The 20,631-nt window shown below is 67.7% G+C and carries 25 protein-coding genes and 3 pseudogenes; 6 read left to right on the top strand and 22 right to left on the bottom strand.

The features are described 5' to 3' along the window. Nucleotides 1–32 precede the first annotated feature (32 nt). From AAF143_RS13075 to AAF143_RS13055, 5 genes and pseudogenes are all read right to left on the bottom strand, one after another. A complete protein-coding gene (locus tag AAF143_RS13075) occupies nucleotides 33–668 on the bottom strand; it encodes a L,D-transpeptidase (RefSeq protein WP_414027154.1) in 636 nt (211 codons plus the stop codon). Beyond that, nucleotides 665–1,254: pseudogene (locus AAF143_RS13070) on the bottom strand (inorganic diphosphatase). Before AAF143_RS13070 ends, AAF143_RS13075 begins: the two are co-directional and overlap by 4 nt. A 55-nt stretch (nucleotides 1,255–1,309) precedes the next feature. Further along, on the bottom strand, nucleotides 1,310–2,218 hold the full coding sequence (locus AAF143_RS13065; RefSeq protein ID WP_414027153.1) for a hypothetical protein: 909 nt from the start codon (nucleotides 2,216–2,218) through the stop codon (nucleotides 1,310–1,312). 89 nt (nucleotides 2,219–2,307) lie between these two features. Next, nucleotides 2,308–2,871 (bottom strand): annotated as a pseudogene (locus AAF143_RS13060) (carboxypeptidase M32); the annotation flags it as partial. 388 nt (nucleotides 2,872–3,259) lie between these two features. Continuing rightward, on the bottom strand, nucleotides 3,260–3,670 hold the full coding sequence (locus AAF143_RS13055) for an OsmC family protein (RefSeq protein ID WP_255006016.1): 411 nt from the start codon (nucleotides 3,668–3,670) through the stop codon (nucleotides 3,260–3,262). A gap of 54 nt (nucleotides 3,671–3,724) precedes the next feature. On the opposite strand from AAF143_RS13055, the gene AAF143_RS13050 reads away from it, so the two are divergent. Continuing rightward, nucleotides 3,725–4,168, top strand: a complete 444-nt coding sequence (locus AAF143_RS13050; RefSeq protein ID WP_255006013.1) for a DUF2721 domain-containing protein — start codon at nucleotides 3,725–3,727, stop codon at nucleotides 4,166–4,168. A gap of 27 nt (nucleotides 4,169–4,195) precedes the next feature. Here AAF143_RS13050 and AAF143_RS13045 read toward each other — a convergent pair whose 3' ends face one another. Together AAF143_RS13045 and AAF143_RS13040 are read right to left on the bottom strand one after the other, a co-directional pair. Next, nucleotides 4,196–4,951, bottom strand: a complete 756-nt coding sequence (locus AAF143_RS13045; protein WP_255006011.1) for a type 1 glutamine amidotransferase — start codon at nucleotides 4,949–4,951, stop codon at nucleotides 4,196–4,198. Beyond that, the gene (locus tag AAF143_RS13040; protein WP_414027152.1) at nucleotides 4,948–5,301 is read right to left on the bottom strand and encodes a hypothetical protein; all 354 of its coding nucleotides are present in this window, start codon (nucleotides 5,299–5,301) and stop codon (nucleotides 4,948–4,950) included. Before AAF143_RS13040 ends, AAF143_RS13045 begins: the two co-directional genes overlap by 4 nt. Before the next feature lie 7 nt (nucleotides 5,302–5,308). Here AAF143_RS13040 and AAF143_RS13035 point away from each other — a divergent pair, with 7 nt between their 5' ends. Both AAF143_RS13035 and AAF143_RS13030 read left to right on the top strand, forming a co-directional pair. Then, nucleotides 5,309–5,626 (top strand): hypothetical protein, encoded by a 318-nt coding sequence (locus AAF143_RS13035; protein ID WP_255006007.1) that lies wholly within the window; start codon nucleotides 5,309–5,311, stop codon nucleotides 5,624–5,626. An 11-nt stretch (nucleotides 5,627–5,637) separates the two neighbouring features. Continuing rightward, nucleotides 5,638–5,940 carry a 4a-hydroxytetrahydrobiopterin dehydratase gene (locus AAF143_RS13030; RefSeq protein WP_255006005.1) on the top strand — a complete coding sequence of 101 codons (303 nt, stop codon included), beginning with the start codon at nucleotides 5,638–5,640 and terminating at the stop codon, nucleotides 5,938–5,940. On the opposite strand, the gene AAF143_RS13025 is transcribed toward AAF143_RS13030, so the two are convergent. From AAF143_RS13025 to AAF143_RS13010, 4 genes are all read right to left on the bottom strand, one after another. Next, nucleotides 5,906–6,718: a bifunctional aminoglycoside phosphotransferase/ATP-binding protein gene (locus AAF143_RS13025; RefSeq protein WP_261358813.1), complete on the bottom strand. Its 813-nt coding sequence runs from the start codon at nucleotides 6,716–6,718 to the stop codon at nucleotides 5,906–5,908. The two genes, AAF143_RS13030 and AAF143_RS13025, sit on opposite strands and share 35 nt — an antisense overlap. Next, nucleotides 6,718–7,419 carry a hypothetical protein gene (locus AAF143_RS13020; protein ID WP_414027151.1) on the bottom strand — a complete coding sequence of 234 codons (702 nt, stop codon included), beginning with the start codon at nucleotides 7,417–7,419 and terminating at the stop codon, nucleotides 6,718–6,720. The genes AAF143_RS13025 and AAF143_RS13020 overlap by 1 nt, the downstream gene beginning before the upstream one ends. Nucleotides 7,420–7,423: 4 nt before the next feature. Continuing rightward, on the bottom strand, nucleotides 7,424–10,042 hold the full coding sequence (clpB, locus tag AAF143_RS13015; protein WP_255006001.1) for an ATP-dependent chaperone ClpB: 2,619 nt from the start codon (nucleotides 10,040–10,042) through the stop codon (nucleotides 7,424–7,426). A gap of 185 nt (nucleotides 10,043–10,227) precedes the next feature. Continuing rightward, on the bottom strand, nucleotides 10,228–10,506 hold the full coding sequence (locus AAF143_RS13010) for a hypothetical protein (protein ID WP_255005990.1): 279 nt from the start codon (nucleotides 10,504–10,506) through the stop codon (nucleotides 10,228–10,230). A 55-nt stretch (nucleotides 10,507–10,561) separates the two neighbouring features. Here AAF143_RS13010 and AAF143_RS13005 point away from each other — a divergent pair, with 55 nt between their 5' ends. Beyond that, nucleotides 10,562–10,792, top strand: coding sequence for a hypothetical protein (locus tag AAF143_RS13005; protein WP_255005988.1), 231 nt, complete (start codon nucleotides 10,562–10,564; stop codon nucleotides 10,790–10,792). Nucleotides 10,793–10,839: 47 nt separating this feature from the next. Here the strand turns inward: AAF143_RS13005 and AAF143_RS13000 are convergent, their stop codons facing one another. The 11 genes and pseudogenes from AAF143_RS13000 to AAF143_RS12950 form a co-directional block, all read right to left on the bottom strand. After that, on the bottom strand, nucleotides 10,840–11,181 hold the full coding sequence (locus AAF143_RS13000; RefSeq protein ID WP_255005986.1) for a c-type cytochrome: 342 nt from the start codon (nucleotides 11,179–11,181) through the stop codon (nucleotides 10,840–10,842). 116 nt (nucleotides 11,182–11,297) lie between these two features. Further along, on the bottom strand, nucleotides 11,298–12,323 hold the full coding sequence (locus AAF143_RS12995; protein WP_255005983.1) for an NAD-dependent epimerase/dehydratase family protein: 1,026 nt from the start codon (nucleotides 12,321–12,323) through the stop codon (nucleotides 11,298–11,300). Next, nucleotides 12,320–13,376: pseudogene (gene hemE / locus AAF143_RS12990) on the bottom strand (uroporphyrinogen decarboxylase). Before hemE ends, AAF143_RS12995 begins: the two are co-directional and overlap by 4 nt. 26 nt (nucleotides 13,377–13,402) lie before the next feature. After that, complete coding sequence (gene glgB / locus AAF143_RS12985) at nucleotides 13,403–15,715, bottom strand: 1,4-alpha-glucan branching protein GlgB (RefSeq protein ID WP_255005979.1); 2,313 nt, start codon at nucleotides 15,713–15,715, stop codon at nucleotides 13,403–13,405. Between the two features lie 46 nt (nucleotides 15,716–15,761). Next, the gene (locus AAF143_RS12980) at nucleotides 15,762–16,502 is read right to left on the bottom strand and encodes a DUF3887 domain-containing protein (protein ID WP_255005971.1); all 741 of its coding nucleotides are present in this window, start codon (nucleotides 16,500–16,502) and stop codon (nucleotides 15,762–15,764) included. After that, nucleotides 16,499–17,131: a CocE/NonD family hydrolase C-terminal non-catalytic domain-containing protein gene (locus AAF143_RS12975; protein ID WP_414027150.1), complete on the bottom strand. Its 633-nt coding sequence runs from the start codon at nucleotides 17,129–17,131 to the stop codon at nucleotides 16,499–16,501. The genes AAF143_RS12980 and AAF143_RS12975 overlap by 4 nt, the downstream gene beginning before the upstream one ends. Then, nucleotides 17,121–17,411: a hypothetical protein gene (locus AAF143_RS12970; protein ID WP_414027149.1), complete on the bottom strand. Its 291-nt coding sequence runs from the start codon at nucleotides 17,409–17,411 to the stop codon at nucleotides 17,121–17,123. Before AAF143_RS12970 ends, AAF143_RS12975 begins: the two co-directional genes overlap by 11 nt. After that, nucleotides 17,411–18,094 carry a CocE/NonD family hydrolase gene (locus AAF143_RS12965; protein WP_414027148.1) on the bottom strand — a complete coding sequence of 228 codons (684 nt, stop codon included), beginning with the start codon at nucleotides 18,092–18,094 and terminating at the stop codon, nucleotides 17,411–17,413. The genes AAF143_RS12970 and AAF143_RS12965 overlap by 1 nt, the downstream gene beginning before the upstream one ends. Beyond that, nucleotides 18,095–18,280, bottom strand: coding sequence for a hypothetical protein (locus AAF143_RS12960; RefSeq protein WP_414027147.1), 186 nt, complete (start codon nucleotides 18,278–18,280; stop codon nucleotides 18,095–18,097). Nucleotides 18,281–18,488: 208 nt separating this feature from the next. Continuing rightward, nucleotides 18,489–18,881: a DUF4332 domain-containing protein gene (locus AAF143_RS12955; RefSeq protein WP_255005961.1), complete on the bottom strand. Its 393-nt coding sequence runs from the start codon at nucleotides 18,879–18,881 to the stop codon at nucleotides 18,489–18,491. 16 nt (nucleotides 18,882–18,897) lie between these two features. Then, entirely contained in the window at nucleotides 18,898–19,344 is a 447-nt protein-coding gene (locus AAF143_RS12950; RefSeq protein ID WP_414027146.1) for a DUF2518 family protein, read from the bottom strand. A gap of 186 nt (nucleotides 19,345–19,530) precedes the next feature. Here AAF143_RS12950 and AAF143_RS12945 point away from each other — a divergent pair, with 186 nt between their 5' ends. Together AAF143_RS12945 and AAF143_RS12940 are read left to right on the top strand one after the other, a co-directional pair. After that, nucleotides 19,531–20,013 carry a hypothetical protein gene (locus tag AAF143_RS12945; RefSeq protein WP_414027145.1) on the top strand — a complete coding sequence of 161 codons (483 nt, stop codon included), beginning with the start codon at nucleotides 19,531–19,533 and terminating at the stop codon, nucleotides 20,011–20,013. 139 nt (nucleotides 20,014–20,152) lie between these two features. After that, nucleotides 20,153–20,623 carry a hypothetical protein gene (locus AAF143_RS12940; protein ID WP_414027144.1) on the top strand — a complete coding sequence of 157 codons (471 nt, stop codon included), beginning with the start codon at nucleotides 20,153–20,155 and terminating at the stop codon, nucleotides 20,621–20,623. Nucleotides 20,624–20,631: the final 8 nt, after the last annotated feature.

Genomic DNA, 20,631 nt, shown 5'->3' with positions numbered 1-20,631 from the left:
GGGGCTGCCTGCCACTGATTTGCAGATTTGCTTCAGGGTTTGACCACCACGGGCGTGCCGATCTCCACCTGGTCGAACAGCACCCTCACGTGCTCGTTCTTCATGCGCACACAGCCATGACTGACGGCCGCGCGGGCGTCCACCCACCAGGGCCAGGGGGTGCCGTGGATGCCGAAATCGTTCTTGCCCTTGGAGTGGAAACCCATCCAGCGATCACCCAGGGGACCGGAGGGTCCGGTGGTGTGGTTGATCTTGCCGCTGCTGGTGCTCTGGTACTTGGGGTTGAGAACCTTGTTCTGCACCTTGAACGTCCCCGTGGGGGTGGGCGTTTCCGGGGCGCCGATCACCACCGGCCAGCTGCCCACCAGCTTGCCGTCGTTCTTGAGGCTGATCTCCCGGCGACCCAGGGAAAGAATGATCACCTTGGTGCTGGTGACGGCCGCCACGGGCGGGTTGGCCCTGGGGGGCACCGTTGCCGGGATGGGCGCCGTTGATGGCGGCGCAATGGCGGGGGGCCTCTGCAGGTGCCAGAGCAGGTGCCAGTGCCGAGGCGGTGGCCGGCTCGGCGGCCCGCAGGGGGATCGCCATGAAGGCCCCCGCGGTGAGGCAGGCGGCGGTGGCGCCGAGGCCCAGAGCGATGGCGCGGGGTTGGAGGGGGAGAAGGTCATCCGTTCACCAGCTGGGGGTCAATCAATTCGAGGTAGCGGTTTTCGCAGTCTTTGATGATTTTGACAGCCTCCGCAAGGCCGAAGAAGCCGTTGACCTTGCAGGTGCCGGGCTTTTTGAGGTCCTTGTAGTGCTCCCAGTAGTAGGTGGTTTCCTTGATCCAGTGCTCGCCGAGTTGCTCGTAGCTGCTGATGTGATCGACGCGTTTGTCATCGGCCAGCACTGCGATCACCTTGTCGTCCACCTCGCCGCCATCGTCGAATTTCATGATGCCGATGATCCGGGCTTCCACCAGGCTTCCGGGCACCAGCGGTTCGGTGACGTTGACGATCTCGATGTCCAGGGGATCGCCGTCCTCGTCCCAGGTGCGGGGAATGCAGCCATAGGCGAAGGGGTAGGCGAGGGAAGAAAACCCCACCCGATCGAGCTTCAGCTGGCCCGTCTCGGTAATCAGTTCGTACTTGTTGATCGTGTTGGAGTTGAGCTCCACGATCGCGTTCAGGCGAGCGGCCGCTTCATCGGCAAAGGCCGGCAGCACGTGCAGGAGGTTGAGCTGGAAGCGGCTGGGGGATGATCGATATTGGCCATGAAGGAATGCGGTTCGGGCGCCGGCCGGCATCCTACGGAGCCTGGGGCTGGGCCCTCAGGCGGCCTCCAGCCGTTCCAGCTTGTCTTCGAGGTAGGCCAGGAACGGATCGGCGCTCAATGCTTGGCCACTCACCCGCTCCACCAGCTCTGCGCCATCGAGGCTGCGGCCCAGGGGATGAACCTGCTCCCGTAACCAGCCCAGCAACACCGGCTCCTCGCCGGCGGCCACCCGGGCCTCGATCGGCCCCAGGTCGCCCTCCATCGACGCGCTGAGCTGGGCGGAGATCAGATGCCCCAGCAGATAGGAGGGGAAGTAGCCGAACAGCCCTTCGCTCCAGTGAACGTCCTGCAGGCAGCCTTCGCCGTCGCCCGTTGGGGTGAGCCCCAGCAGCTCCTGCATCAGCCGGTTCCATTCGCTGGGCAGGGCCTCCACGGGCAGGTCGCCCTCCACCAGGGCCAGCTCCAGCTCGTAGCGCAGCAGGATGTGCAGGCCGTAGCTGAGTTCGTCGGCCTCGACGCGGTTGAGACCGGCCTTGAGCGGGTTCAGGGCGTGCCAGAAGCCGGCGCTTGATCCCCAGGGGTCGGCCCCCAGCGCAGCCGCAAAGCGCGGATGCCATCGCCGCGCAAAGGCTTCGCTGCGGGCCACCCGGCATTCCCAGAAGAGCGATTGGCTCTCATGCACGCCCATGGAGGTGGCATCCCCCAGGGGCCAGGCGAACCACTGGTCGGCGCGGCGGGGTAGCCCCTGCTCATAGAGGGAGTGGCCCCATTCATGGGCGGTGGCCAGGAAGGCGGAATAGGGCGAACCGGGCACGATCCGGGTGGTGAGCCGGAAATCCGAGGGCCCCAGGGTGCAGGAAAAGGGATGGGGCGAGCGGGCCAGGGCGGCGATGCGTCCGTCGAAACCCCAGTCCTGCAAAAGGGTCTGACAGAGTTCGAGCTGAATCGCCTCGGGCAGTTCCACCGGCGCTCGCCCCCCTTCCCATTCGGCAGGCGCCCCCGGACCCGCTCCAACAGGGCTGGAAGACGTTGGCGCAGGGGCGTGAACAGGGCGTTCAGCCGTGGCTTGCTGATCTCCGGCTCGAACGGCTGGGCCAGGGTTTCCCAACTGCTGCGGGGCTGCCCATCAGGAGCTGATTCACCCACCGCCAGCTGGGCGGCCTGTTCGCGGCGCAGGCTGATCAGTTCTGTGAGGGCGGGAGCGAAGAGCGCGAAATCGGAGCGCGAACGCGCTTCCTGCCAGAGGCTGTACCCCCGTGACTGGGCTTCCACCAGGCGGCCCACCAGGGCCGGGTCCTGGTTCCGCTGGCGCCGCAGGTCCTGGCGCAGCAACGTCAGGTTGCGGGGCCAGAGCGGATCGGTGGCTTCAGCGGCCGCTGGATCGGCCTGGTGCGCGCGCTCCAGTTCCTGGGCCGCGGCTTCGATCAGCTCGGCGTAGGCGTCGCTGCTCTGGCGGCCATGGAGCTGGCGGGCCAGCAGGGCCAGTTGCTCGCCTCGCCAGTCGGCCCCAGCAGAGGGCATCAGGGTGTTCTGGTCGAAATAGAGCGTGCTCTGGATGCTCCCCAGCAGCCGGGTGCCATGAAGATGGGAGCGGAGTTGGTCGATGGCCTTGCCCATGGCGCTCAACCTGCCACGGCCGCAGCTCGCCCGGGGTTCCAGGCGAGCGGCTGGTTTCGCCATTGCCCTGGCCACGGCGATTCAGACTCTGGCGCCCAGCCCCTGGCCGCGTCGCCCCTGCAGCCCACGGCCCAGGAGCTGGGGGGCTTCGCCATGGCGCGGGCGCTGACCCTCTGCTATTCCACGCGGCTGGCCATGGGGCTGAACCGCTCCCGCAGCCTGGCGCGGGAGATTCTCATCAAGACGGGTTTTGATCCCGATGGGGCCTGGGTGGTGGTGGCACCCTCCACCGAGAGCCTCGCCGACGACCTCTACAAGGGTCTCAATGCGACCTGCGAGATCAGCGACGTCTACGTGCAGGAGGCCTCGAAACGGGCGGCCGAAACGTTCAAGCCCTGAAGTCCCAGTGCAGTTCCATGGCCACCGCGCCCTCGAGGCTGCGCTTCACCGGACAGCCCTCGCCGGCCAACCGCAGCCGCCGCTGGGCTTCGGCGTCCAACTCCCCTGGCACCGTGATCCAGACCCTGAGGGTTTCGATCCGGCGGACGCCGGCGCTGGTCATGATTTTTTCCACCCGGGCCGTGCTGCCGTCGATGCTCCAGCCGTGGCGGTCGGCGGTGAGGCCCATGATCGTGAGGATGCAGGTGGCCAGGGCCGTGGCCACCAGATCGGTGGGGGAGAAGCGCTCCCCCTTGCCCTGGTTGTCGGTGGGGGCATCGGTCTCCAGCTCACTGCCGGATGGACCGTGAAGGGCGTGGCAGCGGAGCTGGCCGTCGTAGTGGCAGGCGATCGTGGTCATGGGTCCGGTGGCGAACCCATAGGCTGACATCAGGCGTCGACTAGGCCTGATGTGTTGCTGACCTCGCCTGATGCCCCCGTGATCGGCCTGGCGAAGGCGATTCAGCTTTCGGTGGCACCGGTGTTCCTGCTCACGGGCATCTCCGGACTGCTGGGGGTGCTCAGCAATCGCCTCGCCCGCATCATCGACCGGGCCAACGTGCTCCAGGAGACCGGTGAGCACAGCGATGTGTCGGGCAGCCGGCGGCTGCGGCTGGAGCTGGGGGTGCAGAAGCAGCGGATCCGACTGATCAATGGGGCGATCACCTGCTGCACGGTCACGGCGCTGCTGGTGTCGCTGGTGGTGGCGGTGGTGTTCATCAGTGCGGTGGCCTCGATCGATCTGGCGCCGATCGTCGTGCCCCTGTTCGTGGTGGCGATGCTGTCGTTGATGGGCGCCCTGCTGCAGCTGCTGCGGGAGGTGCAGTTGGCCACTAACCAGGTCAACCGCCGCTTCTGAGTGGGCCGTTCCTTCTGAGTGGGCCGTTCAGTGCACCTGGCTCTGGTCCGCTTCGATGCGATCGAAGATGTTCTGGATCAGGCGCCGGCCGGTGCGCGCCACCGCCGCACCCCAACGCTGCTGCCCGTCGCGCAGGCGGTCGGCCCCGCCCGGCCCCAGGGCGCCGCGCAGGTAGTCGTGGTCTTCCTCGAGCCAACGCTCCAGAGCCCCAGCGCCCACCTCCACGTGGAACTGCAGCCCCCAGGCGTGCTGCCCGAGCCGGAAGAACTGCTCCGGGCAGTGGAGGCTGGAGCCCAGCAGGGTGGCCCCGGGCGGCAGCTGGATGCGGTCGCCGTGCCAGTGCAGCACCAGTTCGCTGGCGGCCAGTCCGTCGAGCACGGGCTCCTCCGTGGTGTCCGCCAGCCAGTGGACGGCCCCCCAGCCCACCTCCCGCAGCGGCAGCGGCGGATCGCCGGCGGTGAGCGGCACCACGCCGCCGCCGGCGGCATGGGCCAGCAACTGGGCGCCCAGGCAGATGCCGAGCACCGGTTGACGGGCGGCCAGACGGGTGGCGATCAAGTTGGATTCCCCAGCCAGCCAGGCGAAGGCCGGATCCGCCAGGTCGCCTACCCCCATCGATCCACCCAACACCACCAGCAGCGATGGATCGTCGTGGTTGGTGGTGGGCAGGGGCTCGCCCCGGTCGTGGCGCACGACGCTGATCTCCCAGCCCCGGTCGGCCGCGCAGCCGGCGATCAATTCGGGCCCTTCCCGATCGAGATGTTGCAGGATCTGGAGTTTCATTTGCGGCGGCAGTAGCGCCCTCCGACGTTCATCCAGCCCGGGAGGCAGGCCTTGCCGTGGGTCGGCGTGACGGTATAGGTCATCAGGCCCAGGGTGGAACATCTGCCGTTGAGCATGTCGACGTAGCCCAGGGGGCAGATGTTGCCCAGCTTGGGCACCACCCTCTGGGCCATCGCCGGGGTGGTCATCGCCGTCAGGGCCAGGGCGCCCAGCAGGGGCAAGGCGCGGTGCGCCATGGAGAACAGCTCAGCTGAGCCAAGCGTAAGCAGACTTCTGGGCGTCGCCGTCTTGGCCGACCACAGCTTGATGGAGAGGGCGTCGCGCAGCATGGTGTGGTTGCTCTGAGGCATGGGGGCTATGGACGAGCTCACGGCTGAACTTGCTGCCCTGCGGGGCGAGATCAGTGCCTTGCGCCAGGTGCTCGCAGCCCTTCTTCCGTTACTGGCTCCCCAGTTGGAGTCGCCAGCTTCTGGAGTGCCGAACACACCCGGAGATCCCCCGGCTGCACCCCCGGCTCCACCGGCCACCCCGACCACCACGCTGCTGGCCCGCCGCAATGCCCAGCGGCTCAACGACGAGGTGCTCCGCCGCACCGCCGCTGGCCTCGATCCCGAGGGCGACACCGAGGTCGATCTGCTGATCGATCGTCTCCATGATCTGGTGGACCCCCTTTGACCCCAACAACCATGGCGGCCCAACCCCTGAGCGCTGAAGTGATCGCCGACCTGCCCCAGACCCTGCCGCTCTGGAGCGTGGTGGAGGGCAAGCTGCACCGGGAATGGCGCTTTGCTTCGTTTGTTGAGGCGTTCGGCTTCATCTGCCGCGTGGCCCTGCTGGCGGAGTCGCTCCACCACCACCCGGAACTGTTCAACGTCTATGGGCGCGTGGTGATCGAGCTCACCACCCATGACACGGGCGGTCTCTCCAACCTCGATGTGGCCCTGGCCGAGCAGATCAATGCGCTCGAAGCGACGCCGCCCCAGCGCTGAGCGCTCCCCAGATCGCCATCAACAGCTGCGCTGGGTCATCACCGGCCTGGTGCTCCAAAGCATGGGCCCGTTCCTCGACCTCCAGCTGTTCGGCCCATGCCGCCTGCTGGCGGGCGATCGCCAGGTCCGCGTCGCTGGGGTCGTCATCGCTGCGCTGGCGCTGCTCCAGCCGCGCCGCCAGCTGCGCCTCGGAGGCTTGCAGATCGAGGATCAGCCAGGGTGTGCTTCGCTCGGCGGCGATCTGAATCGCCCGCTGCCGGCTGGCCTGGCCCAGGTGGGTGGCATCCAGCAGCACGGTGCGGCCTTGCTCCAGGCTGCGCCGGGCCGCCGCCAGCAACGCTGCTTCGGTGCGAGCGTTCGCTTCGCTCGAGTAGAGCTGATCGCGCTGCGCCGCCGTGGGCCGTTGCAGAGGCGTAAAGCCATGCTCCTGTTTGCGGATCACATCGCTGCGGTGGTGGTCCGCCAGCAGCCAGGGGGCAAGTTGCCTGGCCAGGTGACTCTTGCCCGAACCCGAGCGGCCCCGCAGCAGGATCAGGGCCGGCGGCCCCGGGTGGGCGTAGGCCAGGGCCAGGCTGAGGTGTTGCCGAGCCGAGACCGCCGCCTGCTTTCGCTGCTTGGCCGGCAGCTCCGTTTCGGCCGTGGACACCGCCGCCACCTTGGCGCGCACGTGGGCCCGATAGGCGCCAAACAACGCCAGCAGCTCCTGATCGATCGGCCGGCCATACCCCTCCAGCAACGCGGGCACCAGATCACCATGGCCACGGGCCTGGAGCTCCATCACCAGGAAGGCCAGATCGGAGAGTCCATCCAGATGCCGCAGGGCCGGGTTGAATTCAACGCAATCGACGATCGACAACTTCGGCGGTTCATCAGCCCCTGGGCTGTCCTCAAGCACCACGTGCTCCAGGCGCAGATCGCCGTGGCCGTCCACCCCCAGCCGGCGGCGATCCGCCGCACCAGCTCCCGCCGCTGCCCCCTCAAGCGCCGCGCCAGGGTCCGCTCCAGCAGCATGTGCACCGGCGAGGGAAACAGTCCCGGGCAGAAGCTGGCCGTGGCGCGCAGGTTGCCGTGCAGCACCCGGGCGAAGGCACGGGCCATGGGGCGGGGGGCCGCGTCCACCAGGGGATGCTCCCGATGGAAGCGCTCGATCCGCTCACCCAGCCGTCGCAGGTCCACGGCTCCGGCCCGGCCGCTGGCGAGCCGGGCTTCAAGGGTGTCGGTGGCGGCGAAGCGACGCATCACCACCACCGGCTCCCGGCCGGGGCCCAGCCGCGCCACCCGCAGGTAGAGGTCGCTGGCCAGGCGGCGGTTGAGCCGCAATTCCTCCTGGCACCAGTGCAGGCGCCGCTCGGGCGTGGAGTAATCAAGCAGGCCCCAGAGCGCCAGGGGCTTCTTGCGCTTGAAGGCGTGCCGCGGGGTGAGGGTGACGACGCTGATGTGGGTCTGGATCACCTCCCGGGGCCTGGTCTGCGCCGTCACCGGCTCAAACCAGGGCGGGCAGCCGGGCCGGTTCGGCCGCATCGAAGCGCAAGCGCTCGTTTTCCACCTTGACCTGAATCACGCTGCCCTCGGGGAAGGTGCCGGCCAAAATGGCCTTGGCGATCGGCGTTTCCAGTTCGCGCTGGATCGCGCGCTTCAGGGGCCGGGCTCCATACACGGGGTCGTAGCCCACGTTGGCGAGCCAATCGAGGGCGGCCTCCTCCAGTTCGAGCCCCAGCTTGCGGCTCTCCATCCGCCCCAGGAGGCGCTTCACCTGCAGCTCCACGATCTGGCGCAGTTCATCGCTGCGCAGGCTGTGGAAGATGATCGATTCATCGAGGCGGTTGAGGAACTCGGGCCGGAAGTGGCCGCGCAGGGCTTCGTTCACGCGTTTCTCCATCTCGCCGTGGCGGGCGGGATCGCCGGCCAGATCGAGGATCGAGGCACTGCCGATGTTGCTGGTGAGGATCAGCACGGTGTTGGTGAAATCCACCGTGCGTCCCTGGCCATCGGTGACGCGGCCGTCATCGAGCACCTGCAGCAGCACATTGAACACATCCGGGTGGGCCTTTTCCACCTCATCGAACAGGATCACGGCGTACGGGCGCCGCCGCACCGCCTCGGTGAGCTGGCCGCCTTCCTCGTAGCCCACGTAGCCCGGAGGGGCGCCGATCAGGCGACTGACGGCGTGCTTCTCCATGTATTCGGACATGTCGATACGCACCATCGCTTCTTCGGAATCGAACAGCTGGGCGGCCAGGGCCTTGGAGAGTTCCGTCTTGCCCACGCCGGTGGGCCCGAGGAACAGGAAGCTGGCGATCGGCCGGTTGGGGTCGCTCAGGCCGGCGCGGGAGCGCTGGATCGCATCGGCCACCGCCGTCACCGCCTGACCCTGGCCGATCACCCGCTGGTGCAGGTCAGCTTCCAGGTGGAGCAGTTTCTCCATCTCCGACTGCACCAGCCGGGCCACGGGGATGCCGGTCCACTTGGCGATCACCTCGGCGATGTCTTCCTCGGTGACCTCCTCACGCAGCAGGGATTTCTCACCGTCGCCCGCATTCAGTTCGACCTCCTTGGCGCCCAGCTTCTTGTTGAGTTCGGCCAGGGTGCCGTATTCGAGCTCCGCGGCCTTGTTGAGGTCGTAGCTGCGCTTGGCCTGGTCGATCTGCAGCTGCACCTGCTCGATCTCTTCTTTAATCGCTGAGAGCTCATCAATCGAGCCTTTCTCCTTCTGCCACTGGGCATTGAGGCTGCTCTGCTGCTCCCCCAACTCAGCGAGTTCCCGCTCGATCCGCTCCAGCCGGTCCTTGCTGGCGGGATCGGATTCACGGCCGAGCGAGAGCTTCTCCATCTCCAGCTGCAGGATGCGGCGATCGAGTTCATCGATCTCCTCGGGCTTGGAGGTGATCACCATCTTCAGCCGCGCGGCCGATTCATCCATCAGATCGATCGCTTTATCGGGCAAGAAGCGATCGGCGATGTAACGGCTGGAGAGCACGGCGGCGGCCACTAAGGCGTTGTCGGCGATGCGCACGCCGTGGTGCACCTCGTAGCGCTCCTTGAGGCCGCGCAGGATCGAGATCGTGTCTTCCACCGTGGGCTGATCCACGAACACCTGCTGGAAGCGGCGCTCCAGGGCCGGATCCTTTTCGATGTGCTGGCGGTGCTCATCGAGGGTGGTGGCACCGATGCAGCGCAGTTCGCCCCGGGCCAGCATCGGCTTGAGCAGATTGCTGGCATCCATGGAGCCGCCGGTGGCGCCGGCCCCCACCACGGTGTGGATCTCATCGATGAAGAGCACGATCTGGCCCTCGCTGGAGGTGACCTCCTTGAGCACCGCCTTGAGCCGCTCTTCGAACTCGCCGCGGTACTTGGCGCCGGCGATCAGGGCCCCCATGTCCAGGGAGATCAGCTGACGGTTCTGCAGGGCCGAAGGCACATCGCCGTTGACGATGCGCTGGGCCAGGCCCTCCACGATCGCCGTCTTGCCCACGCCCGGTTCACCGATCAAGACCGGGTTGTTCTTGGTGCGGCGCGAGAGAATCTGGATCGTGCGCCGGATTTCCTCGTCGCGGCCAATCACGGGGTCGAGCTTGCCGTCGCGGGCCGCCTTGGTGAGATCGCGGCCGTATTTCTCGAGGGATTCGTAGGTGCCCTCGGGGTTCTGGTCGGTCACCTTCTGGCTGCCACGCACGGTTTCGATCGCTGCGCGCAGTTTGGTCGCATCGCTGCCGGCCTGGGAGAGCAGCTGGCGTCCGCAGCGCTGATCGCTGGCCAGGGCCAGCAGCAGGTGTTCGATCGAGATGTAGCTGTCACCGAAACTGGTCTTGAGGCCATCGGCACTATCAAGCGTGGCGTTGAGCGCCTTGCCCATGTACACGTTCTCGGCCGGCGTGCTCAGGCTGGGTTGGCCATTGATGAACGCCTCCACCCGGCCCGAGAGGTCCTGGGGATCCACCCCGGCCTTGTCGAGGATCCTGGCGGCCAGGCCGTCCTGGCCAAGAAGTGCCGCCAGCAGATGTTCGGTCTCCATCTGCTGCTGGCGTTTCTGCTGGGCCAGCTGTTGGGCCGCGACGATCGCGCCCCAGGCCTTTTCCGTGAACAGTTCGGCGGTGGGATGCATGGGGGCAACTCCAGCGATTCAGCACTACTTGAACGCTATGGGGAACGGCCCCCTTCACAGGTTGGGCAGACCGCATCGAAATAGCGGGGGAACCGGCCTTCTCGGTTCAGCCCTCCAGGCCCCGATCGCGGCCTGGCCCCCTGGGGAATCCGATGGTTTCTGATGCTGGCCCTGGCGACGTTCGCTCAGAGGTTGAGGCCCTTGGGGTTGGGACAGAGCTTGGTGGGGCAACCGTCGGGCCCGTAGACCGCATCGGCGGGCGAGAGGCAACCGGCCGCGTTTTTCAGCGGCACTTCACTGGGTTTGAGGCGCTTGGGCTGCAGGTAGGGGGCATCAACGGGCACCAGCAGGGGGCAACTCTTGGCGTAGCGCTCGGGAAGCAGCGACTGGGCCTGGGCCGCACCCGCCATGAGCACCAAGGCGCTCATCAGCGCGGCCTGGTGCAGGTGGGGAGTCAGGGTCACGGGATCGGCGGCGCTGCCCTTAGTCTGCCGTCTCGAGCTGCGTTGGCCGCAGGCAATGGGCACGCCTTACCCCGTGGAACTGGTGCAGCGCCTTGGGGTTGAGGCTCGCCAGCTTGAGGCCACCAGCCGCGATCTGGAGCGAAATTGCTGGAGGGTCGCCCACCGCCATGTGCATGGGGTGCTTCCCAGCGAATACGACATCCGCGAGGTGCCCGAGGAGCTCTTCCTGGCGGTGCTGGAGTGGTCGAGGGCCTCAGGCGGGACGGACGAAGGGCTGACCCCATGAAAAGCCCCCCTGCCATCGACAAGGGGGCTTTGGGGAACAGGCCTCAATCAGGCCCAGCCTTTACCGGCCTGGGCTTCCACGTAGGCCGCCACATCAGCGATGTCCTCGGGGCTCAGCTTGCCGCCGAAGGCGGGCATGGCGTTCTTGCCGTTGGCGATCTGGTAGCCGATGGCCTCTTCATGGCCAGCGGCGTAATTGGCGAGGTACGACTCCAGAGCACCTTGCTTGAGGGTGCGCTCGGCGTTCACCACGTTCCCGCCACCGATGTGGCAGGCGGCGCAGTTGGCGGAGAAGACCTGGGCGCCATGGGCGGCGTCGGCGGCGAAACTCGGAGCTGCACCGAGAACCAGCGCGAGACAGAGGGCGAAAAGGGACAGAAGACGGCGCATCGATGCTCGTGCAACCGTCCAAAGTTAGAACTGCGGCGGCCCGACCAGCCGGTCGTTGCCGAGGGATCGAAACAGTTGTTGTGATTCCTTTCGGGGCTGGTGGCGTGAGGCGCCCCTCAGCGCCCACGGTGGGGCAAACCCGCCGTTTCAAACAGGGCCTCGAGGCTGGGTGCATGGCTCACCAGGCCGAAACGCTCCGGTGGACTGATCGTGTCGTGCACGAAATGGCGGTAGCGAAGCGAGAAGCGATCCCAGGGGGTCATCTCGATGCGCAGCAGCTTGATCAAACCCTCCACCAACCATGGGTTCAGATCGATGCCGAAGGGTGCCTGCCAGCTCCGGCGCCATCGCCCGAGGCTGGCCACGGTCTGATTCACCGTGACCGCTTCCTGGGCCAGCACCAGCCGGCGCATGGCACCCTGGCCTGGCTCCGGGTTGACCCCATGGGGGGTGGTGGCCAGGTGCACACACACCCGCGCGATGTCTTCGGCGTGGATGAAGTGGAAGCTGGCGTCGGTGCGCAGCCACTGGGCCAGCCACAGCCAGCGCACCGCCTCCTTCAGCCCGGCGGTGGCGTAGCTGGTGGGATGGGGATCGCCCGCCTGGATCGAGCCCCCGAACACCACCGTGGGGAAGACGGCGACGATCCGTTCCGCCAGACCGTGGCGTTCCAACTGACCGAGGCACTGGGCCTTGGTCTGGATGTACTCGGTGCCGTGCACCAGCGCCTCCGGCAGCAGCTTGAGCTGGCGATCGAGGATGCTCGCGGTCGAAAAATAAATCAATTGCTGCAGCCGCTGGGGATCCACCCGGCCCAGCAGCTCCTTGACGGCCACCACGTTCACCGCACGGGCGCGTTGGGGATCGCCCCAGGCCGTAGCGGTGTGGATGATCCGCTCGGCCGAGGCGATGGCGGCGGCGTGGGGTTCCTGATCGCGCAGGTCACCCACCAGCAGGGTGATGCGCGGATCATCCCTGGGCACCGTGGCCAGCTTGGCGGGATCCCGCAGCCAGAGCAGCAGATGGGCATCGCTGTGGCGGTAGAGCTGCTCGGCGATCGTCTGGCCGACGCAACCGGCTGCTCCTGTGATCAGGATCCGTTGCGGCCCGCCTGAGCCCGCAGCTGGAGCCGCCGCGCTCAAACGGCCGCTCCGCTCAGTTCATTCACAGATTTGCCGGCCTCGAAAAACACCCGGGCGTTCTCCTCGGGCGTGCCGGGCAGGATGCCGTGGCCGAGGTTGAGGATGTGGCGGCGCCCCCGGGCCTTGATCACGGTGTCGACAATCCGGGCGCGGATCGCCTCGGGGGTGCCGAACAGCAGGCCGGGATCCACATTGCCCTGGACGCCGAGGTGCTTAGGCAGCCGGGCACAGCCGTCGGCCATGTCCACGGTCCAGTCGAGCGAGATGAAGTCAACTCCTGTGGTAGCCATGCGCTCCAGCACGCCGGCGCTGCCGGAGATGTAGAGGATCAAAGGGGTGTCTGGGTGCTTGGCCTTGACCTGGTCGATCACCCGCTTCTGATAGGGGGCAGCGAAGACGTCGTAGTCGATCGGGCTCAGCTGGCCAGCCCAGGAATCGAACAGCTGCACCACCTGGGCACCGCTCTCGATCTGGTAGTTGACGTAGGTGGCAATCGATTCAGCCAGGTGGCCCAGCAGCTGGTGCAGCAGCGCCGGCTCACGGAATGCCATCGCCTTGATCACGGCGTAGTTCTTGCTGCTCTTGCCCTCCACCGCGTAGGCCGCCAGGGTCCAGGGGGCACCGACAAAGCCGAGCACAGCCGCCTCGTTGCCCACGCTCTGGCGCAGTCGCCCCAGCACCTCACCGACGAAGGGCACGGATTCGGCGGGGTCCAGGGGACGCAGGGCATCCACCTGGGCCTGGCTGCGCAGGGGGTTCGATGATCGGGCCCTTGCTCTCGATGATGTCGAAATCGATGCCGATGCCAGGCAGTGGCGTGAGGATGTCGGAGAACAGGATCACCCCATCGGGCCCGAAGGCCCGGAAGGGTTGCATCGAGATCTCATAGGAGAGATCGGGGTTCTCCGAACGCTCCCGGAAGCCCGGATGACGGTCACGCAGGTCGCGGTAGACCTTCATGTAACGGCCCGCCTGGCGCATCATCCACACCGGCGGACGCTCAACCTGCTCGCCTCGGGCGGCGCGCAGCAGCAGGGGGAGGGAGTCGACCATGGGGACGTGCGATGCCAGCGGGCAACCTACCTGAGGGGGCTGTCGGTTTCTGGGCCAGCGCCGGTGAGGCTCTGGCTGCGGCGATCGTCGCGGCGCAACACCAGAACGCTCAGGGGCGGCAGGCAGAGATCGAGGCTGTGCTCATAGCCGTGGATGCCCCATTCCTGGCTGTACTTGCCCCCCAGATTGCCCAGGTTGCTGCCGCCGTAGCGGCTGCTGTCGGTGTTGAAGGCCTCCTCATAGAAGCCTTCCATCGGCACCCCAATCCGGTAGTGGGAGTGGCTCTGGGGTGTGAAGTTACAGAGCACCACCACCCAGCGGCCGGTGGTGCTCTCCCGCCGCATGAAGCTGATCACGGAATGACGGTTGTCGTTGCAATCGATCCACTGGAACCCGTACTGATCGAAGTCGTCGCGCCAGAGGGCAGGCTCCTCCTTGTAGAAGCGGTTGAGGTCGTCGACCAGATGCTGAAGCCCCTGGTGGGGGCCGTGCTCCAGCAGTTCCCACTGCAGGTCACCCCAGACGTTCCATTCGCTGCGCTGGCCGAACTCCATGCCCATGAAGATCGTCTTCTTGCCCGGATGGGTCCACATGTAGGCGAGCAGGGCGCGCACGTTGGCAAATTTTTGCCAGTCGTCGCCAGGCATCTTGTGCAGGAGATGGCTCTTGCCATGCACCACTTCATCGTGGCTGAGGGCCAGCATGAAGTTCTCGGTGTAGGTGTACCAGATTGAGAAGGTGACGTTGTTCTGGTGGAACTGGCGGAACCAGGGATCGAGCTCGAAGTAATCGAGCATGTCGTGCATCCAGCCCATGTTCCACTTGAGGTTGAATCCCAGGCCGCCGATGGAGGTGGGCTGGGTGACCATTGGCCAGGTGGTGGATTCCTCGGCGATCGAAAGGGCTCCTGGGAAGTGCTCGAACAGCACGTGGTTCGCCTGCTGCAGGAAGCGCACCGCCTCGGTGTTCTCGCGGCCGCCATGCTCATTGGCGACCCATTCGCCATCGGGCCGCAGGTAGTCGCGGTAGAGCATCGAGGCCACCGCATCGACGCGGATGCCATCGATGTGGAACTGCTCAAACCAATAGACAAGATTGGCCACGAGGAAGTTGCGCACCTCGTTGCGGCTGTAATTGAAGATCAGCGTGCCCCATTCCTTGTGCTCGCCGATGCGCGGATCGGCGTGCTCATAGAGGTGCACGCCATCGAAGAAGGCCAGGCCATGGCTGTCCTTGGGGAAGTGGCCCGGCACCCAGTCGAGGATCACACCGATGCCTTCGGCGTGGGCGCGGTCGACGAAGGCGCGGAATTCGTCGGGGGTGCCGAAGCGGCTGGTGGGGGCGTACCAGCCGGTCACCTGATAGCCCCAGGAGCCATCGAAGGGGTGCTCGCTGATCGGCATCAGCTCGATGTGGGTGAAGCCCCGGGCCTTCACATAGGGAATGAGTTTGTCGGCCAGCTCGGGATAGGTGAGCAGGCGGGCACCGGGCTTGAGGTCGGCGGCGGGCACCACCGGCCGGGCGCGACCATCGGCCTCGATGAAGGGCGCATCGGCGGCGGCATGCATCCAGCTTCCCAGGTGCAGTTCGTAGACCGAAATCGGTTGATCGAGCGGATCGCGCTGGTCGCGCTCCTCCATCCAGCCGAAGTCGTTCCAGTTGTATCCCTCCAGGGAGGCGACCACCGAGCCTGTGCTGGGACGCACCTCGTGCTGGAAGCCATAGGGGTCGGCCTTCTGGTAACAGTGCCCCTCTGGGCTGCGGATTTCGTACTTGTAGACATCGCCAGGCTTGAGCCCCGGCACGAACAGTTCCCAGCAGCCCCCCAGTCGCTTTTGAAAGGGGTGATGGCGGCCGTCCCAGCCGTTGAGGTCACCGAGCAGCGCGACGCTGCGGGCATGGGGTGCCCACAGGCAGAACTGCACTCCGCTGATGCAATCGCGCTCGAGCGTATGGGCCCCCATGCGCCGCCAGATGTGGTGGTGGTTGCCCTCGCTGAACAGGTGGTGATCCACCTCGCCCATCCATTCCTGCCGGAACGCCCAGGGGTCGTGCTGCTCGTGCTCGATGCCACCGCGCCGCACCCAGATCCTGTAGCTGCTGCCGGGATCGGCCGCCAGAGCCGTTTCGAAGATCCAGGGATGGTGGGGGTTGTCCAGGGGCAGCCGCTGGCCTGCCAGCAGCAGTTCCACCCGTTCGGCCTCAGGCATCCAGACGCGCACCACCCAGGAACCATCAGCCAGGGGGTGGGGACCCAGGAGAGCGAACGGGTCATCGTGACGGCAGTCCGCCAGCCGCTGGGCGTCCTCCGCGATCGAATCGAGCCGGCTGAGGACCATGGAGTGAGGACTGTCGATGGTTGAGGTTAGGCGCCCTAGTGCCGCCTCACCGGGCGTCGTTCGGGAAATCAATCCCCACGATTCGGTTCCTGTCGTCGAAGATCACGAACAGGTTGTCGGTGAGCCGGGCAAAGCGGGTCGTGACCAGCACCAATTGCTGCTCACCGCCCGCGTGGGCCACCACGGTGCCTTTGATGTCCTTGAAGGCGCCCACCCGTCGCTCCAGTCCCTGCCAGCGGGCGGTGATCGTGGCTGGGGGCAACTCCTCCTGCAGACGCAGGGAGAGTCGGCTGCGGGCGGTCAGCACCTGCCCGGCGGCTACCTCCGCCACGAAGTTCCTGGCCAGGCTTTCGATCGGCAATTGGGAGCTGTCGAAGCGCCAGGCGATCAACTGCCCCATGGGATCGATCACCAGGGTCAGCGGCCGGCGCTGCTCTCCGGCGATCAGCTCGGCTTTGATCGTGCTGTCATCAGCGCCGCTTTCCACCTCCAGCACCCGAGCGCTCTGGAACGGGGCCAGCTGGTCGATCCGTGCCTGCACCGCCTGGGCGGTGGTGAATCGGCGCACCTCCGGGGCAAGGCTGGCGAAGAGGCGTTGGCCATTGCGCTGGCGCAGGGCCTCCAGCAAGGTTTCGGCCCGAGAGCGGGACTCCGCCACCCCCAGGGCCGATGGCCCGCCCTGGGCGGCCGCTGGAGCCGCCAGGGAAAGCAGCGCCGCCCCGCCGCCCAGGCTCAAGCCCAGGGCCAGGGCCAGGGCGGGACGCATCAACTGGGCGGGTCGGATCACGGCGGGGTCGTAACGAGTGGGGCCAGTGTGCCCGAGGCCATCGGCTCGAGGGCCAGCAGGGCTGAATCGAGCTGGAGCTGCAGGGTGATCACCCGGTGATCGGGACCGCAGGCGCCCAGCGGCCAGGCACCCGTGCCGGGGTTCACGCTGATCTGGGGCCAGGCGGCGGCCGCCAGCGACAGCCGCAGCCGATCGCCGGCCGCCAGGGTGGCCAGCAGGGGTTGGAGCTCCAGCCGGCGCCGCTGGCGACGCAGGCAATCAGTGCCCAGGAATCGGGCTACGCCGGTGGAGAGTTGCTCCACCGCCCCGCTGCCGCCGCGCAGAACGGAGAGGGCTCCGCAGAGGTCGAAACCAGGCTGGTCAGCTTCGAGCTCCAGCTCCAGCACCGGGCGGCCCAGCAGCTCCAGCGCGGCCGCCAGCGGTGCGCTGGTGAAGCAGGCCCCATCGCTACGGCGGTCCAGGTGCCGGCGGTCCAGAGGCCCGGCGTCCAGGCCCAGATGCCCCCCTCGGCGGGCCTTGGGCGCCAGGGGTCGTGCACGAAGCAGACCTCGCCGCCACCTTCTCCTGGAAGCACCAGGCGTCCTTCCTCCGGGTCGATGGCAGCCAGGCCACAGGAACTCAGTCCCCACGGCCCGCCATGGCACTGCTGGGGCGATCGCTCCAGCCAGTGGCCGGTGCCTGAATCGAACAGCCACTCCCGGGGTTCGCTGGGGGCGGGACGATCGCGCAGGTGGTGATCAAAGAAGGCCAGCTGCAACGGGTCGATGCCGCCACCCCAGTCGAGGTGGGTCCAGGGGCCGAGGCGCAGCAACGGCGCGCCCCCTCAAGGAGGGAGCGGCCATGGAGATCGAGCACCCCATCGAGGAAGGGATCGTGCCAGCCGCCGGCCAGCAGCATCGGCCGCCGCATCAGCCCAGCTGGGGGCGGTGCAGCGTCCAACCTTCGCTCTGATGAGGGTTGTGGCGGAACCAGCCCAGCACCATCGACTCTGGATCCAGGCGCTCGAGCAGGGCCAGGCCCTCCACCAGGAAACGTTTCGACTCCAGGCTGCGGCGGATCTCCCGCCAGCCCTCGGCATCAGCGCGCCGCCGGCAGCGCTCGGCCGCCAGCTGCAGGCCCCAGCCCAGGCCAAGGGCCCAGCGGTGAGCCCCACCACTGCAGGCCCAGTGCAGGCGCTCATCGAGCCCCGCCATGGCCGGGGCCAGACAGTCGGGCTGCTCGGCTGCGTCGTTGCCGAGCAGCTGGGTCAGCCCCTGGTAGGAGAAGCCGTAGCAGCCCAAACGCCCGTTGGCGTAGGGCAGCGTGCGGGCCCAGGCCAGGGTCCAGCTGCTGTCGAAGGCCTCCTGGGCAAAGCCCCGGAATCTGCCGCCCGAATCGCCGCAGCCACGCACGTCCTGCACCACCACCGCGTAGCCCTGGGACGCATACCAGTGGGGGTGGGCGTAGGTGGGGGTGGAGGCGATCGCCCGGCCGTAGGGCTGGCGCATCAGCAACACGGGCCAGGATCCCGGCGCGCTGGGCTTCCAGACGCGCGCGACCAGCTCAATCCCGTCCGGGCAGATCAGCCGCTCCTCGACGGCCTCGACCTCCACTCAGCGCACGTCGGGGCAGTGGAGACCGACCACATAGGTGGTGAGGATTTCGGCGTCCGTGGAATTGAGGCCTTGGCGGCTGGCCACCAGGGCGACCGCCTGGGGCGAGGTGGCCGACACGCCCTTGGCGTTGAGGCCCCTCAGCTCGCCGCAGAGGTTGCGTGCGATCTGGGGGTTCTGTTTCACCGATTCCAGCAGGGGTGGAAGCGGCCAGTGCCGGCAGGGCGAGGCTGGCCGAGAGGGCCCACAGACCAAGCCAACCCGTTCGTCGGAGCATCAAACCCAGAAGAGATGAATGACCCTGTGCGGGGGTGGTGACGGTTGGCATCGGACCTCCTCCCAAGCTCACAACTCCATTTGAGTGTCGCCGCTGCCGCCTCCGTGGGGGCCAGGGTCAGTTCCCCGGGCGACCGGTGACCCGGCGGGCCCGCTGGATCCAGCCCTGCACGGTGGCCTGGTCGATCCGGTTCACACCAGGGCCGAGCAGGCTTCGCTCCAGGCGCCCCAGTTGCAGCAGCAGTCGCTCCGGTGTTGCCTCGGCCAGGGCCTGGCCACTGGCGATGCCCCCGTGCAGCAGCAGCGCCGCCTCCGCGGGGGCCAACTCAAGCTCCACCACCAGCCTGGCCTGACCGCGCAGGCGGCGGAGCCGTTGTTCCGAGGCGGCGCCGGAGGCCGCCAGCGCCCTGAGCTGGCCGTCACTCAGGCCCGCCAAGCTGGCCCAGTCATCGAGGCCATCGGCCTGGAGTCGCAGCACTTCAGCGCGGAAATGGGCCGGTAGCTCCAGCATCGCTCTCGGGGTTGTCTCAGGCTCCAGGGGCGCTGACGGTCACCTCCACTGTGCCGTCGGCCAGGGTGCGCACGGCCTCGGCGAGCACCACCGGCCGGCTGAGACCCGGCTCCAGCGCTTCGATCCGGCGCAGGCGCACCCGCACCTGGCCGCTGCCGGTGTTGCGGGCGTTCCCGCGCAGGTTCCGTGCCACCTGCTCGACGGTAGGGGCAATGGCTTCGGCCTCCAGTTGGTACGGGGCCGCCGCCACCACCAGATCGGTGCCGTTGTCAAACACGATCGGTACGGTCACGGCCCCGGGCACCACAACGCGCGGGCTGTAGCTGATCGCGAAGGCCGCGCAGGAGAACGCCAGCAGCAGGGTGAAGCTGGTGATCCCCACCAGGCGGAAGCGGGTCCCCCAACGGGCAACAAAGGACACCACGGTGACCAGCGCCAGAACCCCCCGGCGACCCCGAGCCATCGGCCGGCGCTGAGCAGCAGTGGGTCGGCGGTCATGGGGTCTGGCGCTGCGGATTGAGCCCTTTATATTGCGCCCGCCCCAGACGGTGACAGCCACGGGTCGATGGGGTTAGAGAGGGATGGATCGCCTGGGGGCGTTGCGAACCGGGGCCCCCGTCGCCACCTCGTTCCCCTTGCCATCGGGCTCTTGGGGCTCGCCGGGGCCTGGTGGGGCGCCGATCATCTGGCCTCTGGCCTCTACGAGCTCTGGCGCCCGCGGATCGAGCGTCCGGTCAGCCGGGCCATGGGTCATCCCCTCGTCCTGGGCCCCTACGAGGGTCTCCGACCCTGGGGCTTTGAGGTTGGTCCAAGCCGCTTCCTTCCTGGACCCAAGGACGGCTCCAGTGTCCTTGTCCAGCGGTTGATCGTCCGCCTGATGCCCCTCGAGAGCCTGCGCCAGGGGGTTCCGGTGCTGGCCCTGCGCCTGGAGGGCGCCTCGGCCCAGATGCGGCGCAATGCCCGTGGTCAGTACTGGGTGCTTGGCCCCCAGGAGCCAACAGGATCCCCCCGCGACTGGCCCTGTCGATCGCCGTGGCTGAGCCCGCCAGCGTGCGCGTCGAGCCCGCCGGTGTGCCCGCGAGCCTGGCGGCTCGGTTGGATCTCAACCTGCATCGGCGCCGCCTCAAGCTGAGCGGCAACGCCGGCCTGGCCGATCGGGGCGTGCTGCAGTTCGTCGGCGCTGGCTCCTGGGCGAACCGCGACTGGCGGGCTCGACTGCGTTTCCAGCGGCTCGCCCTGGCACCCTCTCTCGTTTGTTGCCCTGGCCGCAGGTGCGTCGACTCACGAGCACCGTCCGTGGCCAGGTGGGTGGGGAGCTGCGGCTCAGTGGTCGTGGGCTGGCGCCCCGCTGCACCGGCCAGGTCCGCTTCGATGATCTCGCCCTGCGCCCGCCGTCGCTGGCGCCGGAGGTCCTGCAGGCGGGTCGGGTGGACCTGAGCTGCTCCGGGACCACCCTTGCGATGGCGCGCGCCCCCTGGCGGCTGGGCAGCTGGCGGGGCACGGTGGACCTGGCCGGACCCTGGCGGCACCCCAGCGCCAACCTTGAGGCCGTTCAGGCTCCACCGGCGGCGCGGTCGCTGGCCCCTGATCCGATTCAGCTGCAGGCCAAGCTCGATCTCGATGGCCGCCGGGGCTTCCGGCTGGCCCTGCGCGACCTGCGGGTGCGCTCCGGCGACGCCACGGCTCGGGTCCGGGGGAGATTCTGCCCAAGCTCGACCTGCGCACCCAGCAGCTGGCCCTGACGCCCGAT

It is taken from the genome of Cyanobium sp. ATX-6F1, from assembly GCF_047395825.1.
Taxonomy (GTDB): domain Bacteria; phylum Cyanobacteriota; class Cyanobacteriia; order PCC-6307; family Cyanobiaceae; genus ATX-6F1.
The sequence above is the reverse complement of the archived record's forward strand: the minus strand, read 5'-3'. Positions and strand labels throughout refer to the sequence as shown.

Coding starts and splice junctions, on each gene's coding strand:
- AAF143_RS13075 (WP_414027154.1), bottom strand. CDS start 668: ATGACCTTCTCCCCCTCCAACCCCGCGCCATCGCTCTGGGCCTCGGCG.
- AAF143_RS13055 (WP_255006016.1), bottom strand. CDS start 3,670: ATGACCACGATCGCCTGCCACTACGACGGCCAGCTCCGCTGCCACGCC.
- AAF143_RS13045 (WP_255006011.1), bottom strand. CDS start 4,951: ATGAAACTCCAGATCCTGCAACATCTCGATCGGGAAGGGCCCGAATTG.
- AAF143_RS13040 (WP_414027152.1), bottom strand. CDS start 5,301: ATGCCTCAGAGCAACCACACCATGCTGCGCGACGCCCTCTCCATCAAG.
- AAF143_RS13035 (WP_255006007.1), top strand. CDS start 5,309: ATGGACGAGCTCACGGCTGAACTTGCTGCCCTGCGGGGCGAGATCAGT.
- AAF143_RS13030 (WP_255006005.1), top strand. CDS start 5,638: ATGGCGGCCCAACCCCTGAGCGCTGAAGTGATCGCCGACCTGCCCCAG.
- AAF143_RS13025 (WP_261358813.1), bottom strand. CDS start 6,718: ATGGAGCTCCAGGCCCGTGGCCATGGTGATCTGGTGCCCGCGTTGCTG.
- clpB (WP_255006001.1), bottom strand. CDS start 10,042: ATGCATCCCACCGCCGAACTGTTCACGGAAAAGGCCTGGGGCGCGATC.
- AAF143_RS13005 (WP_255005988.1), top strand. CDS start 10,562: ATGGGCACGCCTTACCCCGTGGAACTGGTGCAGCGCCTTGGGGTTGAG.
- AAF143_RS13000 (WP_255005986.1), bottom strand. CDS start 11,181: ATGCGCCGTCTTCTGTCCCTTTTCGCCCTCTGTCTCGCGCTGGTTCTC.
- glgB (WP_255005979.1), bottom strand. CDS start 15,715: ATGGTCCTCAGCCGGCTCGATTCGATCGCGGAGGACGCCCAGCGGCTG.
- AAF143_RS12970 (WP_414027149.1), bottom strand. CDS start 17,411: ATGCGGCGGCCGATGCTGCTGGCCGGCGGCTGGCACGATCCCTTCCTC.
- AAF143_RS12955 (WP_255005961.1), bottom strand. CDS start 18,881: ATGCTGGAGCTACCGGCCCATTTCCGCGCTGAAGTGCTGCGACTCCAG.
- AAF143_RS12950 (WP_414027146.1), bottom strand. CDS start 19,344: ATGGCTCGGGGTCGCCGGGGGGTTCTGGCGCTGGTCACCGTGGTGTCC.